The 13,620-nt window shown below is 59.3% G+C and carries 12 protein-coding genes; 7 read left to right on the top strand and 5 right to left on the bottom strand.

Features of this window, described 5'->3' with window-relative positions:
- Positions 1-6 precede the first annotated feature (6 nt).
- Both F3J41_RS05380 and F3J41_RS05385 read right to left on the bottom strand, forming a co-directional pair.
- Positions 7-1,536: a glycerol-3-phosphate dehydrogenase gene (locus F3J41_RS05380; protein ID WP_059008817.1), complete on the bottom strand. Its 1,530-nt coding sequence runs from the start codon at positions 1,534-1,536 to the stop codon at positions 7-9.
- 3 nt (positions 1,537-1,539) lie between these two features.
- The gene (locus F3J41_RS05385) at positions 1,540-3,096 is read right to left on the bottom strand and encodes an FGGY-family carbohydrate kinase (RefSeq protein ID WP_166710139.1); all 1,557 of its coding nucleotides are present in this window, start codon (positions 3,094-3,096) and stop codon (positions 1,540-1,542) included.
- A 432-nt stretch (positions 3,097-3,528) separates the two neighbouring features.
- On the opposite strand from F3J41_RS05385, the gene F3J41_RS05390 reads away from it, so the two are divergent.
- From F3J41_RS05390 to F3J41_RS05410, 5 genes are all read left to right on the top strand, one after another.
- Positions 3,529-4,182: a DUF2291 domain-containing protein gene (locus F3J41_RS05390; protein WP_021506049.1), complete on the top strand. Its 654-nt coding sequence runs from the start codon at positions 3,529-3,531 to the stop codon at positions 4,180-4,182.
- Positions 4,179-5,717 (top strand): sugar ABC transporter ATP-binding protein, encoded by a 1,539-nt coding sequence (locus F3J41_RS05395; protein ID WP_058780568.1) that lies wholly within the window; start codon positions 4,179-4,181, stop codon positions 5,715-5,717. Before F3J41_RS05390 ends, F3J41_RS05395 begins: the two co-directional genes overlap by 4 nt.
- A gap of 22 nt (positions 5,718-5,739) precedes the next feature.
- Complete coding sequence (locus F3J41_RS05400) at positions 5,740-6,795, top strand: ABC transporter permease (RefSeq protein WP_058758647.1); 1,056 nt, start codon at positions 5,740-5,742, stop codon at positions 6,793-6,795.
- A 74-nt stretch (positions 6,796-6,869) separates the two neighbouring features.
- A complete protein-coding gene (locus F3J41_RS05405; protein ID WP_058758551.1) occupies positions 6,870-7,817 on the top strand; it encodes a D-ribose ABC transporter substrate-binding protein in 948 nt (315 codons plus the stop codon).
- Positions 7,818-7,945: 128 nt separating this feature from the next.
- Entirely contained in the window at positions 7,946-8,809 is an 864-nt protein-coding gene (locus F3J41_RS05410; protein WP_021506045.1) for a DeoR/GlpR family DNA-binding transcription regulator, read from the top strand.
- A 15-nt stretch (positions 8,810-8,824) separates the two neighbouring features.
- Here the strand turns inward: F3J41_RS05410 and F3J41_RS05415 are convergent, their stop codons facing one another.
- Together F3J41_RS05415 and rihB are read right to left on the bottom strand one after the other, a co-directional pair.
- The gene (locus F3J41_RS05415) at positions 8,825-10,075 is read right to left on the bottom strand and encodes a NupC/NupG family nucleoside CNT transporter (protein WP_088515899.1); all 1,251 of its coding nucleotides are present in this window, start codon (positions 10,073-10,075) and stop codon (positions 8,825-8,827) included.
- An 83-nt stretch (positions 10,076-10,158) separates the two neighbouring features.
- Positions 10,159-11,091, bottom strand: a complete 933-nt coding sequence (gene rihB / locus F3J41_RS05420) for a ribosylpyrimidine nucleosidase (protein ID WP_058758552.1) — start codon at positions 11,089-11,091, stop codon at positions 10,159-10,161.
- A 136-nt stretch (positions 11,092-11,227) separates the two neighbouring features.
- Between rihB and yeiL the strand changes: the two genes are divergently transcribed.
- Positions 11,228-11,920, top strand: a complete 693-nt coding sequence (gene yeiL / locus F3J41_RS05425; protein ID WP_166710272.1) for a transcriptional regulator YeiL — start codon at positions 11,228-11,230, stop codon at positions 11,918-11,920.
- 3 nt (positions 11,921-11,923) lie between these two features.
- Here the strand turns inward: yeiL and F3J41_RS05430 are convergent, their stop codons facing one another.
- Positions 11,924-12,658 carry an SDR family oxidoreductase gene (locus F3J41_RS05430; protein ID WP_166710140.1) on the bottom strand — a complete coding sequence of 245 codons (735 nt, stop codon included), beginning with the start codon at positions 12,656-12,658 and terminating at the stop codon, positions 11,924-11,926.
- Between the two features lie 109 nt (positions 12,659-12,767).
- On the opposite strand from F3J41_RS05430, the gene F3J41_RS05435 reads away from it, so the two are divergent.
- Positions 12,768-13,601, top strand: a complete 834-nt coding sequence (locus tag F3J41_RS05435) for a LysR family transcriptional regulator (protein WP_166710142.1) — start codon at positions 12,768-12,770, stop codon at positions 13,599-13,601.
- Positions 13,602-13,620: the final 19 nt, after the last annotated feature.

The raw sequence follows: 13,620 nt of genomic DNA on the forward strand, positions 1-13,620 counted from the left end.
CACCTCTCAGCCAGCGTGGGCGCGCAGCGGCGCGGCAGGGTGGAAAGTCTGTTCGAACCACTGGCTGAACGCGGTGCGCTGTGCAGCGCTGAGGTGCAGCTGATGTTTGGTGCGACGCCAGAGAATGTCTTCCGGCTGCTGCGCCCATTCGTACTGCACCAGATAACGCACCTCGGCCTCGTACAGCTGGCCGCCAAAATGCTCACCGAGATCGCTCAGCGAACTGGCGGTGCCCAGCAGCGTGCTCATACGCGCACCGTACAGTCGCGCATAGTGCTTGCGCAGCGGCTGCGGCAGCCACGGCCAGCGCGTTTTGATCTCCTCCAGGAAGCTGTCAAAATCGGCATTGGCGATCTCGCCGCCCGGCAGCGTGGCGCTGCGCGTCCAGTCCGCGCCCATGTTGGGGAAAAACGGCGCCAGCTGCTGCAGCGCATGCTCGGCCAGCTTGCGGAACGTGGTAATTTTGCCGCCGAACACGTGCAGCAGCGGGGCATCCTGTTGATTATCGAGGTCGAACACATAATCCCGCGTCACCGCCGAGGGATTGCCTTTACCGTCGTCAAACAGCGGCCGTACGCCGGAGAAGCGGGTAATCACATCGCTGGCGCGCAGCTTAACCTTGAAGTAGCGATTCACCACGTCGATCAGGTACTGCTGCTCACTATCATCCGCACTGACATCTTCCGCTTTGCCCTGCCAGGGAATGTCGGTGGTGCCGATTAACGCTTTATCACCCTCATAAGGATTGATAAAAATCACCCGCTTGTCGGTGTTTTGCACCAGATAGGCCTGCTGGCCCTCCCAGAATTTCGGCACGATGAGGTGCGAGCCTTTCACCAGCCGCACGCTGCGCTGGCTTTGCGTGTGGCTAACCTGATTGACGATATCCAGCACCCACGGCCCGGCGGCATTCACCAGCGCACGGGCGAACACCGTGCGCTGCGCGCCGCTGGCCTGATCCTGCAGGGTAATCTGCCATTTGCCCGGCAGACGCTGTGCTGCCACGCAGCGGGTGCGCGGCAGAATGGTGGCGCCGCGCTCGGCGGCATCCAGCGCATTGAGTGTCACCAGCCGGGCATCGTCCACCCAGCAATCGGAGTACTCAAAGCCTTTCTGGTAGCTGTCCAGCAGCGGTGCGCCTTCAGGATCGCGCGTCAGATCGAGCACGCGCGTGCCCGGCAGTTTTTTGCGTCCGCCAAGGTGGTCATACAGGAACAGCCCCAGCCGCACCAGCCACGCCGGACGATCGGACGGGCTGTGCGGCAGCACAAAGCGCATCGGCCAGATAATGTGCGGCGCCGCGTTCAGCAGCACCTCGCGTTCAATCAGCGCCTCGCGCACCAGGCGGAATTCGTAGTACTCCAGATAGCGCAGGCCGCCGTGCACCAGTTTACCGGAGCGCGAGGAGGTGCCTGCGGCAAGATCGTCCTTTTCACACATCATCACCGACAGCCCGCGCCCGGCGGCATCGCGCGCGATACCAGCACCGTTAATGCCACCGCCGATCACAAACAGATCCAACGTGTTGTCACTCATGCGTTACTCCTTAAAACTGTTTAATGCCTGCCAGGCGGCAGGAAGATCGCGGCGGATCTGCTGATACTGGGGGAACAGCTGCTGGTAGCGCTGCATCAGCGCAGGCGACGGTGCTTCGGCGTCGTCCAGCAGCGGACGCACCCAGAGTTCAACGCAGTGCGCCATGTCCGGATACGCGCCAATCGCCACCGCCGCCATCATGGCCGCGCCTGCAGCGCCGGCTTCTTCGCGCTGGCTGATGCGCACCGGCGCGCCGATGCAGGCGGCAAGTATCTGCCTGAGCGGCTGCGATCGCACCGCACCGCCGGTAAGGCGAATTTCTCCCGGCAGCGTGGCGCCCATCGCCTGATAACAGTCGCGTGCCGCCATGCCGATGCCTTCAATCACGCCGCGCACCAGGTCGCCAAAGTTGTGCTGGTAGTTGAGGCCGGTGAAACTGGCGCGCGCGTCGGCGTTAACAAACGGTCCGCGCTCACCGGCCAGCGAAATGTAAGGATGGAACAGCAGGGTGCCCGGCTGCGCGTCGTTGAGCCAGCGATCGATCTGCTGCACCAGCCGCGCATGATCGGTTTCACAACCAAAACTGCTCAGCAGATCGCTGGCCACGTTCAGCAGCCAGTCGAGATTGAGCGTGGAGGCCATGTTGGTTTGTACCTGAGTGACATAACCTGGCCACGGCAGCGGGATCACGTAGCCGGTTTGCGCCGGGTTGAGCCATACCTCGTCAATGGTGACGCTGCGCAGATGCACGCCGGTTGAGCCGACAATCGAACAGGCGGTATTGGCTTCACCGGTGTGCACCCCGGCACCGAGCGCGGTCATCGCCATATCGACATAGCCGAGACACACCGGCGTGCCAGCCAGCAGGCCGGTTTGCCGGGCGGCGTCAGCGGTGAGGCCATGGGTGATTTGCGTACCGTCGATAATCTCCGGCAGCAGGTGGTGCCGGTGGTTAAGCCCCAGCGCGTCAATCACCGTATCGTCATAGCGCTGGTGGCGATAGTTGCCAAAGGTAAAGCTGGCTTCAGACGGATCGGTGGCGCGCACACCGGTCAGATTGAGATAGAGCCAGTCCTTGCAGTGCAGTGCCACTTCGGCGCGCGCCAGCAGTTCGGGATAGTGCTGGTCCATGTGCGCCAGCTGCGCACCCTGCTGGCAGGTGTTAAGACCGGTGCCGGTGGCCTGAAAGCGTGCGGCGGCCAGCGGCTGCTGATTGAGTTTTTCCACCGTGGCGGCGGCGCGGGCATCCAGCCAGATCCACGCATCATCCACCGGCTGATTATCAGCACCGACCAGCCAGCTGCCATCGCCCTGGGCGGTCACCGCCACGGCCACCACGCGCGCCGCCAGATTCTCCACCCGATCGCCGAGCTTGTGAATCGCACTGACCGCATCCTGCCAGGTTTGCGTCATTGACTGCTGGGCGGCACCGCCTGCGCTGCGATAATAGCGATTGCGCGCCGACGCGCACGCCAGCTGGTTACCTTCCAGATCAAACGCCACCGCTTTAACCACCGAGGTGCCGGAATCCAGACCCAGAATGATATCGCCACTCTCCACATACACCTCCGTTCGCTGCTCCCGGTGCGGGAACCCCTGTTTGGTTTATCCGCAGCCTTGTTAATGAGCTGTGATGATTTTGCTAAATAATGTCTTACACCACTTCTCATGGAGATAACATATCTGATGTATTATTTTTCTCAAAAAAGAATAAATTTCACTCCGGATGGCGAGTACGATCACAAAATTAGTGGGGGTTGCGGATGCACCTGAACACTGTGAAAGGTTTTTAATGATTGTATTAAAGGGGTTTTTAAACGGATTTGGGGTGATTGCAGGCAAATAAGCGATCCAGATCGCGCTGTGCGAAAAATTGCGCGCCACCTGTTGACAATTTAGTCACAACAGCACAATTCTCATCACACAAGTTATCACATTTATAACATTGCACGGCGATGAATATCGTCGCTGTTCACCCTGAGAGGTCACGTTATGTCCGAGGTCTCAATCTTAACGCAGCAGCTGGCACGCAAACGTCGGCGGCGCTACACGCTCAGCGGCGTGGTGATCGTGGCGCTGGTAGCCGCCATGGCGCTGGATACCAAAGTGGTGCGCATCGGTTCGGCGGACGACGCGCGTCAGCAGGGCTTCTCCGCAGACAGCTACGGGCAAAAAACCTTTCCCGGCATCCAGCAGGATGTTGAAGCGCGCGCGGTGGATGCCGCCACGCTTGCGGCCGCACTGAACAGCGATCGGCAGCAGGCGGTGGCCAGATACGGTGTCGGCTCGCCGCTGCCGGTGCTGCCGGTCAAACTGCAGGGCGTGGTGCAGCCGGGGCAGATGGGTGTTTTCCCGTTACAGGTCGCCGGTCTGCCGGCGGGCACGCAGCTGCGGTTGCAAACCGGCCCGGCGATTACCGGCACCGATCTGCGTGATGCCAGCGGCAAAATTCAGTTTGGTGATTTTACTAATCAGATCGAATACCAGAACGCCGGGGCGGCGATTAACCGTGCCATGAAAGCGGCGGTGCTGGAGAAACTAGACCGCGACGCGCTGCCGGGCAAAACCGTGCAGGTGGTCGGCGTGTTCCGTCTGCTCAGTCCAACCAACTGGCTGATTACGCCGGTGCGCGTGGAGGTGCAATGAAACCGTTCAACGTCAACCCGGCGCTGCTGAAAGGAGAAGTGATTCTGCAGGCGCGCAACGTCAGCAAAGTATATGGCTCCACCCATGCGCTGAAAGGCGTCAATTTTGAAATCCGCCGCGGCGAAGTCACCACGCTGTTTGGTGAAAACGGCGCCGGTAAATCGACGCTGATGAAAATTCTTTCTGGCGTGATTACGCCAACATCCGGGGAAATTCTGTTAAACGGCGAAGCAAAGGTGTTCCGTTCGGCCACCGAGGCGCGCGACTGTGGTATCTCGATTATTCATCAGGAGCTGAATCTCGCGCCCAACATGAACGTGCGCGACAACATTTTTATGGGGCGGGAAATCATGCGGCCCGGCGGGGTGGATTACGCCGAAGAGGCGCGGCTGACCCGCCATCTGATGGCGGCGCTGGAGGAGGATATTGATCCGCTGACGCCGGTGGAGAACCTGCGTCTCGGGCAGCAGCAGATTGTGGAGATCGCCCGCGCGCTGTCGGTGAATTCACAAATCCTGATCATGGATGAACCGACCTCGGCGCTCAGCGCGGCGGAAGTGGCGGTGCTGTTTCAGGTCATCCGCGATCTGACCAGTCAGGGCGTGGCGATTGTGTATATCTCACACCACCTGGAGGAAGCACTGGAGATCACCGATCGCGCAGTGGTGCTGCGTGACGGCGTGATGACCGCTTATGCCCGGCGCGACGAGATCGACCTCGAATGGATCGTGCGCAACATGGTGGGAGAGCACTTCGACCTCGGTTCACCGCCCGGCGGCTATGCCTTCGGCGGTGACGCGCTGACGGTGCAGGCGTTAACCGTGAAAAGCAAAACCGGCATCCGGCTGGTGGATCAGCTGTCGCTGACGGTGCAGGCCGGCGAGATTGTCTGCATTTATGGCCTGATGGGCGCGGGGCGCACCGAGCTGCTGGAGTGTCTCGCCGGACGGCTGAAGCAGAGCAGCGGGCACATCCTGCTGCAGGATACCGAGATCTCCGCGCTGTCGCTGTCGCAGCGCATCAAAATGGGACTGGCGCTGGTGCCGGAGGATCGCCAGCGCGATGGGCTGGTGCAGACCATGACGGTGGGCGAAAACCTGTCGCTGGCCAGCATCAGCGAGTTTGTGCGCGGGCTGGTGCTGTCAACGCGACGGGAGAAACAGCTGATTAGTGACAGCATTCGTAACGTGACGGTCAAGACTGCCGGCGGTGAGGCGGCTATCGGTTCCCTGTCCGGCGGCAATCAGCAAAAGGTGGTGATCGGCAAGATGCTCGCCACCCGACCCAAAGTGATTTTGCTGGATGAGCCGAGCCGCGGCATCGATATCGGTGCCAAAGCCGAAGTGTTTCGTCTGCTGGCGGAGAATGCCAGCAAAGGGCTGGCGGTGGTTTACACCACCTCGGAAGTGGGCGAGTGCCTGAGTATCGCGCACCGCATCGTGGTGATGAGCAAAGGGCGCATCTCGGCCATCTTCGACGCCAGCGTGAGCAAAGAACGCATTATGGCCGCTTCGGGCGAGTCTCTGGTGGCATGACATGAAAAACGGAGCAAACGGTATGACTGACAGAACTCAAACGCTGGATAGCGCACCGCGGGTGGCGAAACCGGCCAGCGGCAAGCGCCTCAATCTGGCGCGGCTGCTGCTGGAAGGGCGTGCCTTTATCGCGCTGCTGGTGATTATCGCCACTTTCTCCCTGCTATCGCCCAACTACTTTACCGGCGCGAACTTCCTCACCATGGCGTCCCATGTGGCCATCTTCGGTTTGCCGGCGATCGGCATGCTGCTGGTGATCCTTAACGGCGGGATTGATTTGTCAGTCGGCTCGACGCTGGGACTGGCCGGGGTGATGGCCGGCTTTATGATGCAGGGCATCAACCTTGAAGCGCTGGGCGTGGTGCTCTATCTGCCAGTGTGGGCGGTGGCAATTCTGACGCTGGTGCTGGGCGCGCTGGTAGGGCTGGTCAACGGCGTGCTGATTGCGATTTTTCGCGTCCCGGCGTTTGTCGCCACGCTCGGCACCATGTATGTGGCGCGCGGTATCGCGCTGCTGATCACCAACGGTCTGACCTACAACAAACTATCCGGCAGCGAAGCGCTGGGCAATACCGGTTTCGACTGGCTCGGTTTTAACCGCCTGTTCAACATCCCGGTCGGCGTGCTGGTGCTCGGCGCAGTGGCGCTGGCCTGCGGTTTCCTGTTGAGTCGCTCGGCGTTTGGCCGCTGGCTGTATGCCTCGGGCGGTAACGAGCGCGCCGCCGATCTCTCCGGCGTGCCGGTGAAACGCATCAAAATCAGCGTCTACGTGCTGTCGGGTATCTGTGCGGCGATGGCCGGGCTGGTGCTCTCTTCGCAGCTGACCTCCGCCGGTCCGACCGCAGGCACCACCTACGAGCTGACCGCCATTGCTGCGGTGGTGATTGGCGGTGCGGCACTGACCGGAGGACGCGGTAACGTGCGCGGCACGCTGCTGGGCGCGTTCGTGATTGGCTTTCTCTCTGATGGCTTGGTGATTATCGGCGTTTCTGCCTACTGGCAGACGGTGTTCACTGGCGCCGTGATTGTACTGGCGGTATTGCTCAACACCCTGCAATACGGCCGGCGCGGTCGCTAACCCTGTGCGCGCTGGCCGGCTGGCGCGCGAGTAACCGTAAAACAAACCTGTACCCTAATAATAACGGAGCACCTATGTTCACTAAACGTCTGTTTATCGCCGCCGCCGCGATGGCCATCTCCACCTTTGCCTTACCCAGCTGGGCCAACAACGGCCTGATGACCATCATCGTCAACGATCCCTCCAACCCTTACTGGCTGACTGAGGGCCAGGTCGCGCAGAAGGCGGCGGAGAAGCTGGGCTACAGTGCCAAAGTCAGCGCGCACAAAGGGGATACCAACACCGAAAGCCAGCTGATTGATACGGCGATCACCAATAAATCGAAGGCGATCATTCTCGATCCGGCTAACGCCGACGGCTCGATTGGCTCGGTAAAGAAAGCCATCGCCGCCAATATTCCGGTGTTCGTGATCAATGCCGAACTGAACCAGAGCGGGCTGGCTAAAGCGCAGCTGGTGTCGAATAACGCGCAGGGCGCGGCAGTAGGCGCGATGGAGTGGGTGAAGCAGGTGGGTGACAGCGCCAGCTATGTCGAGCTGGTGGGACCGCCGTCGGATAACAACGCCGCCACGCGCGCCAACGGTTTCGATACCGTGCTGTCTCAGTACCCGACGCTGAAGAAAGTCGGCCAGGAAGTGGCGAACTGGGATCGCACCCAGGGCTTCAACAAAATGCAGTCGCTGCTGCAGGCTAATCCGAACATCAAAGGGGTGATCAGCGGTAACGATGAGATGGCGCTGGGTGCTATCGCCGCCCTGAAGGAAGCCGGCAAACTCAGTCAGGTGAAAGTGGGTGGGTTTGACGGTTCACCGGATGCGGTCGACGCGGTTAAAGCCGGTACGCTGGCCTATACCGTGATGCAGCCGGTAGCGCAGTTTGCGCAGAAGGCGGTAGAGCAGGCGGACACCTTCCTCAAAACCGGCAAAACCGGGGTAGCACAGGAGAAGCAGCTGTTTGACTGTATTCTGATCACCAAAGACAACGCCGGTGATTTCGTTTCGCCGTTTGTCCTGAAGCAGTAAGTCAGATTACCGATGGCGGCATTCTGGCCGTCATCGGTTGCCTGCTGCGCGCCTGATTTGCAAAAGAAACGTTTACGCGCTGTAATCAAAGCCGAAACTGCATTTCCGCTTCACTTTCCGGACGAAACATGGCGCATAACCCGCAAGAGACCTCCGCTGGTCACTTCCTGAATGAAACCTTACCGGGCGACAGCCGTCAGGCGCGTCAGCTGGCACGACGCCAGCTCATAGCCGAAGCCGTGATGGCCGAAGGCGCGGTGCGTATCGAAGATATTACTGAGCGTTTCGGGATCAGCCTGATGACCGCCCATCGCGATATTGATGAGATGGTTGAGCGCGGGCTGCTGCATAAATCACGCGGCGTGGTCTCTGCCACACCAACCAGCCTGGTGGAATCCAGCGATCTCTACCGTGCCACGCGCCAGCTGGAAGAGAAGCAGGCGATTGCCGAAGTGGCCGCTGGGTACCTTGAACCCGGCCAGGCGCTGTTTCTTGATGATTCCACCACCGTGCTGCAGATGGCGCGGCTGCTGCCGGCCAAAGCGCCGCTCACGGTGATCACCAATTCGCTGACGTTAATGAATGAATTACGCAACGGTCGCGATATCACTCTGATGGGGCTCGGCGGCCAGTTTCATCACTGGTGTAACGCCTTTATGGGGCGCATGACGCGAGACGAAATCGCCAGCCTGCGCGCCGATGTGTTTTTTGTCAGCATGTCGGCGATTATTGATGATGCGGTGTTTCACCAGTCGGCCGAGACGGTGGAAACCAAGCGCGCGATGTTCGAGGCGGCGCAGAAGCGCATCCTGATGATGGATAACACCAAGTTTGAGCGGCGCGCGCTGCATCGCTTTGCTCACCTGAGCGAGTTTGATGTGGTGATCGTTAATCAGGGCACGCCGGTGCCGGTGCTGCGTCGCCTGCAGGAGTTGGGGGTGAATGTGGTGGTGGCACCAATGAAAACCGGGCAGGGACGCACAGAGGCGTAATGCCCGGTTCGCGCCTTAGCCAAGGCCGATGAAGAAGCCGGCAATGGTGGCGCTCATCAGATTGGAGAGCGTTGCGGCGATCAGCGCGCGCAGGCCCAGCCGCGCGATTTCCGGGGTGCGCTCTGGTGCGACGGCAGAAAAGGCGCCGACCACCACGCCAATCGAACCAAAGTTAGCAAAGCCGCACAGGGCGAACGAGACGATGGCGATGGTTTTGCCGTCGAGCGCGCCCGCCTGATGCAGATAAGGTGAAAAGCTGATGTAGGCGACAAACTCGTTCACCACCAGTTTTTGACCTATCAGGCTGCCCGCCAGCGCCGCATCGTGCCACGCCACACCCATCAGCCACGCCAGCGGGGCCAGCGCGAAGCCGAGTATTCCCTGCAGGCTGATGTCGCCGTGACCAAACCAGCCGCCGATGCCGCCGAGTATGCCGTTGAGCATTGCGATGATACCGACAAACGCCATCACCACCGTCGCCAGACCGGCGGCTATTTTCATCCCGGTAATCGCTCCGCTGGCGGCGGCTTCAATCAGGCTGCGTGCCGGCGTGTCGCTAAACGACAGGTGGGTAAAAGTCACCTGCGACGCTTCCGTTGCCGGACTGAGCAGCCGGGCGAACAGAATGCCGCCAGGAATGGCCATCAGCGAGGCGGCCAGCAGATATTCAATCGGTACCCCCAGCCCGGCATAGCCGAGCATAGTGGAACCGGCTATTGAAGCCATGCCGCTGCAGATGGCGGTGAACAGTTCGTTGCGATTGAGACGGTTGACGAAGGGTTTGACGATGGCCGGGATCTCATTCTGGCCGAGGAAAATGGTGGTGACCGCCACGAAGGATTCGATCTTACTGATGTTGAGCGCGCGCTGAAAGATGCCGCCCAGCAGGCGAATGATGGCGCCCATCACGCCAATGTAGTAGAGCACGCTAACCAGCGCGGTGATAAAGATGATGGCCGGCAGAACGTGAAAAGCAAACACAAAGCCGGCGCCGTTAAACACCTTGTCCATTTGCGGTCCGGCCAGCGCGCCAAACAGAAACGCGCTGCCCGCATCACTGTAAGCCAGCGCCTGATGCACGCCGCTGGCGACTTTTTCCGCCAGCCATTTGCCCGGCGGCAAATAGAGGATCGCGCCGCCGAGGGCAATCTGAATCAGTAACGCGGCACCGGTGGTGCGCAGACTGATGTGCTTTTTATTTACTGACAGCAGAAACGCGATCGCCAGTAATACCACCATACCCAGAACACTTCTCATTATATCCATCATGATATTTCCTGATGTCAGCCTGGTGAGGTTGCATAGCGGTATGGGCGACCACTTTCTGCCCATATTGTGGGGTTAAATGATTAGCGGTACCTGCGCACGCAGTCTTCGACTAAATCCCAGAACCATGCGGTATCCAGCGTGATGCCCACTTTGGTGTTTGCCGGTTTCCCCAGCACGCCCAGCGCATCACACACCGTGCGGCCATAGCAGGGACCGCTGTTAACATCGATTTCGACAAACATCGGCTGAACGTTGAAGGCATCCGGATTGATCAGATAGGCGACACAGGTGGCGTCATGCACCGGGCCGCCCGCCAGACCGTAATTGTCGTGCTGGGTTTTCAGCGTAAAATTCATCATGTCGCTGAACAGCTTTCCGGCCGGGCCGCCGGCCTTTTCCATGCGGGTAATGATGTCCGGCGTGCACACCGTCTGGTGCGTTAAGTCGAGCCCCATCATCACCAGCGGGGCGCCGGCGGTAAATACCACGCGCGCGGCTTCCGGGTCGGCAAAAATATTAAACTCCGCCGACGGGGTAAAATTACCGGTGCCGTAAGCGCCGCCCATCAGCACAATTTCACGGATTTTAGGAATGATTTTCGGCTGCATGCGCATCGCTACCGCAATATTGGTGAGCGGGCCGACCGGCACCAGCGTGATATCCCCGTCGCTGTTCATCAGCGTGTCGATAATAAAGTTCACCGCGTGCTTTGTTTCCGCTTTACGCGTCAGCGGGCCGAACACCGGGCCGTCAAGACCAGTTTCGCCGTGAATATTATCGGCGACGATCTGCTGGCGCATAATCGGCTGCGGCATGCCGGCATAAACTGGCGTGTCAATATTCAGCGTCTGGCAAACGTTCAGGCCATTAACCAGCGTTTTGTCCAGAATTTGATTGCCCGCCACGATACTGATGCCGAGCAGTTCTATCGAAGGATGTTTCGCGGCCAGCATGATGGCGATGGCATCATCATGACCGGGATCACAGTCCAGAATAATTTTACGTGCTGTCATGGTTAACTCCTCAGCTTCTTTATTTATCACCTTAATTTCATTGCAGAAATTTTCCGGTGCGGTAGGGTAGAGGCCTTCACCTTAGCAGCGGCGTGACACGCCAGAGTATGAGAAATCTCATAGTGGACATCGAATGATGAAAGAAATAAATAATGACGCGCTGAAGCAGCAGTTAATAATGGCGTCCGGCTATTGCAATAAATTTTCAGCCGATGTGATCCCGCACACACATTTATTTCATATTCTTGCCGGGGACTATATTGTGCGCGAGGGGGCTCTGCCGGCGTATATGTTTTATCTGGCGCGCGGTCGCACTAAACTGTATGTCACGCTGGCAAACGGCCGTATTTCGCTGGTGGATTTCTTTAATGCGCCCTGTTTTATTGGCGAGATTGAAGTGCTGGATGAAACGCATGCTTCACGCGCGGTACAGGCGATTGAAGCCTGCTGGTGCCTGGCGCTGCCGGTGAAAACCTGCCGCACGCTATTGTTAAATGATGCACAGTTCCTGCGCCACGCCTGTCTCGGCCTGGTGAAAAAGAATTTCCGCAATATTGTCACCTCAACGCGCAATCAGGCGTTTCCGCTGGTTAACCGGCTGGCGGCCTTTATCCTGCTGACCCAGCATGATGGTGTGTATAAAGAGAAGCATACGCAGGTGGCGGAGTACCTTGGCGTGACCTATCGCCACCTGCTGTATGTGTTTGCGCAGTTCAGCGCAGAAGGGGTGCTGCGTAAGCAGCAGGGGGGTTATGCGATCGGTAACCGCGCGGCGCTGATGGCCTTAGCCGAAGAGATGGAGCCCGGCGCAGCGCTGCCGGGTTACTGAGGTTTATGCGCCCTGGTGGGTGGCCGCCAGCACGATTTCCCGCACGCAGACCGACTGCGGCTGTGAATAGGCGTAATCGATGGCGCTGGCCACGTCGTCTGCGCTGAGCACTTTGCCGCCCATTTCGGCTTTCCACGCGTGATAACCTTCCTTAATTGCTTCGCTGGTGGTGTGACTCAACAGCTCGGTTTCAACTGCGCCCGGCGCGATAACGATCACGCGTACATTGTGCGGCGACAGCTCTTCGCGCAGGTTCTCTGACATGCCATGCACAGCGAATTTAGTGCCAACATACACTGCGTGATTAGGAAACGTCTTCCGTCCGGCCACTGAGCTGATATTAATGATCGTGCCCCTTTTACGGTCAATCATGCCTGCGGTGACCGCCTGCACGCCATTGAGCAGGCCTTTCACGTTGACGTCGAACATCTTATCCCATTCGCCGGCATCCTGTTGTTCAATCGCGCCGAGCAGCATCACGCCCGCATTGTTAATCAGCGCATCGACCGGGCCAAATTGCTGCTCAGCATCCTGCACTGCGGTGGTAAATGCGTGGCGATCGGTCACATCAACCGCGCGGCACAGGGCGTTGGGCAGATTCAGTGCCGTCATACGATCGATACGGCGAGCCAGCAGCAGCAGGGCATGTCCACGCGCCGAAAGCAGTTTCGCCGTGGCAAGACCGATACCGGAGCTGGCGCCGGTGATGACGATTAAGGGTTTAACATTCTGCGTCATAATGACTTCCTCATAGATAAAATTAATGGCGAAGCTGAGGCGTGCACTTTAAATCGCGCAGCAATTGGTGAAAAATGGTTTATTTCTTTCGCCGATATAATGATTTTCTATGGATAAGCGACAGCTAAAAGCTTTTATCTGCGTGTTTGAGGAGCGCAACATCACGCGCGCCGCACAGTTACTCAATCTGACGCAGCCCGCGCTCTCGGCCACGATCAAACTGCTGGAAGAGGAGCTGGCCACCACGCTTTTTATCCGCAGGCCGCGCGGCGTGGAGGTCACGGAGGAAGCTCGCGTCCTTTATCCGCAGGCGCGCAAGATGCTCAGCGATATGCAGGCGCTGGTCATACGCTTTCGGCAGCCGTCGGATTGCCTGCCGCTGAAGATTGGCGTCGAAGGGGATGTCGCGCCCGCCCAGCTGGCACAACTGCTGACGGCCATCCGGCAACATTTTCCCACGGTGCTGCTTAACGTCGAGCCCGGTTGCGTGGGCGATATCCGGCTGGCGTGTGAAAGACTGCGCTGCGAAGACGAGCTGTTTATGCCGCTGTTTGAAGAGCACTACGTGCTGGCGTATCCCGCCAGTCATGCGCTAAGTCAGCTGGAGACGCTGACTCATGACCAGTTGCATCCGCTGCCGTGGGTGATGGTGCCGACTGATGAGTCACATCAGCGGCTGCTGCCGTTTTACGGTGCGGGTGCGGCCGCGGCCAACGCCGGCAGCTACGCGCTGGCGCTGGATCTGGCGGAAGCCGGCTTTGGCGTCACCATTGCGCCGGCGCCGCTGGTTGCTGCGCGTCATCGTCTGGCCTGGCGCGCTTTACCCGGTCAGCCGCTGATGCGGCGTGTCGGCATTTGCTATGCGGTTCAGGCGCAGGCCAATCCGGCGGTAGAACGGGTGCTGGCGCACTTCAGCCACGGCGCACCTTTGCGTACATCATGATAGACCCGGTGCGCTGCCG

This window comes from Pantoea sp. Ap-870 (assembly GCF_011752515.1).
GTDB lineage: Bacteria > Pseudomonadota > Gammaproteobacteria > Enterobacterales > Enterobacteriaceae > Pantoea > Pantoea dispersa.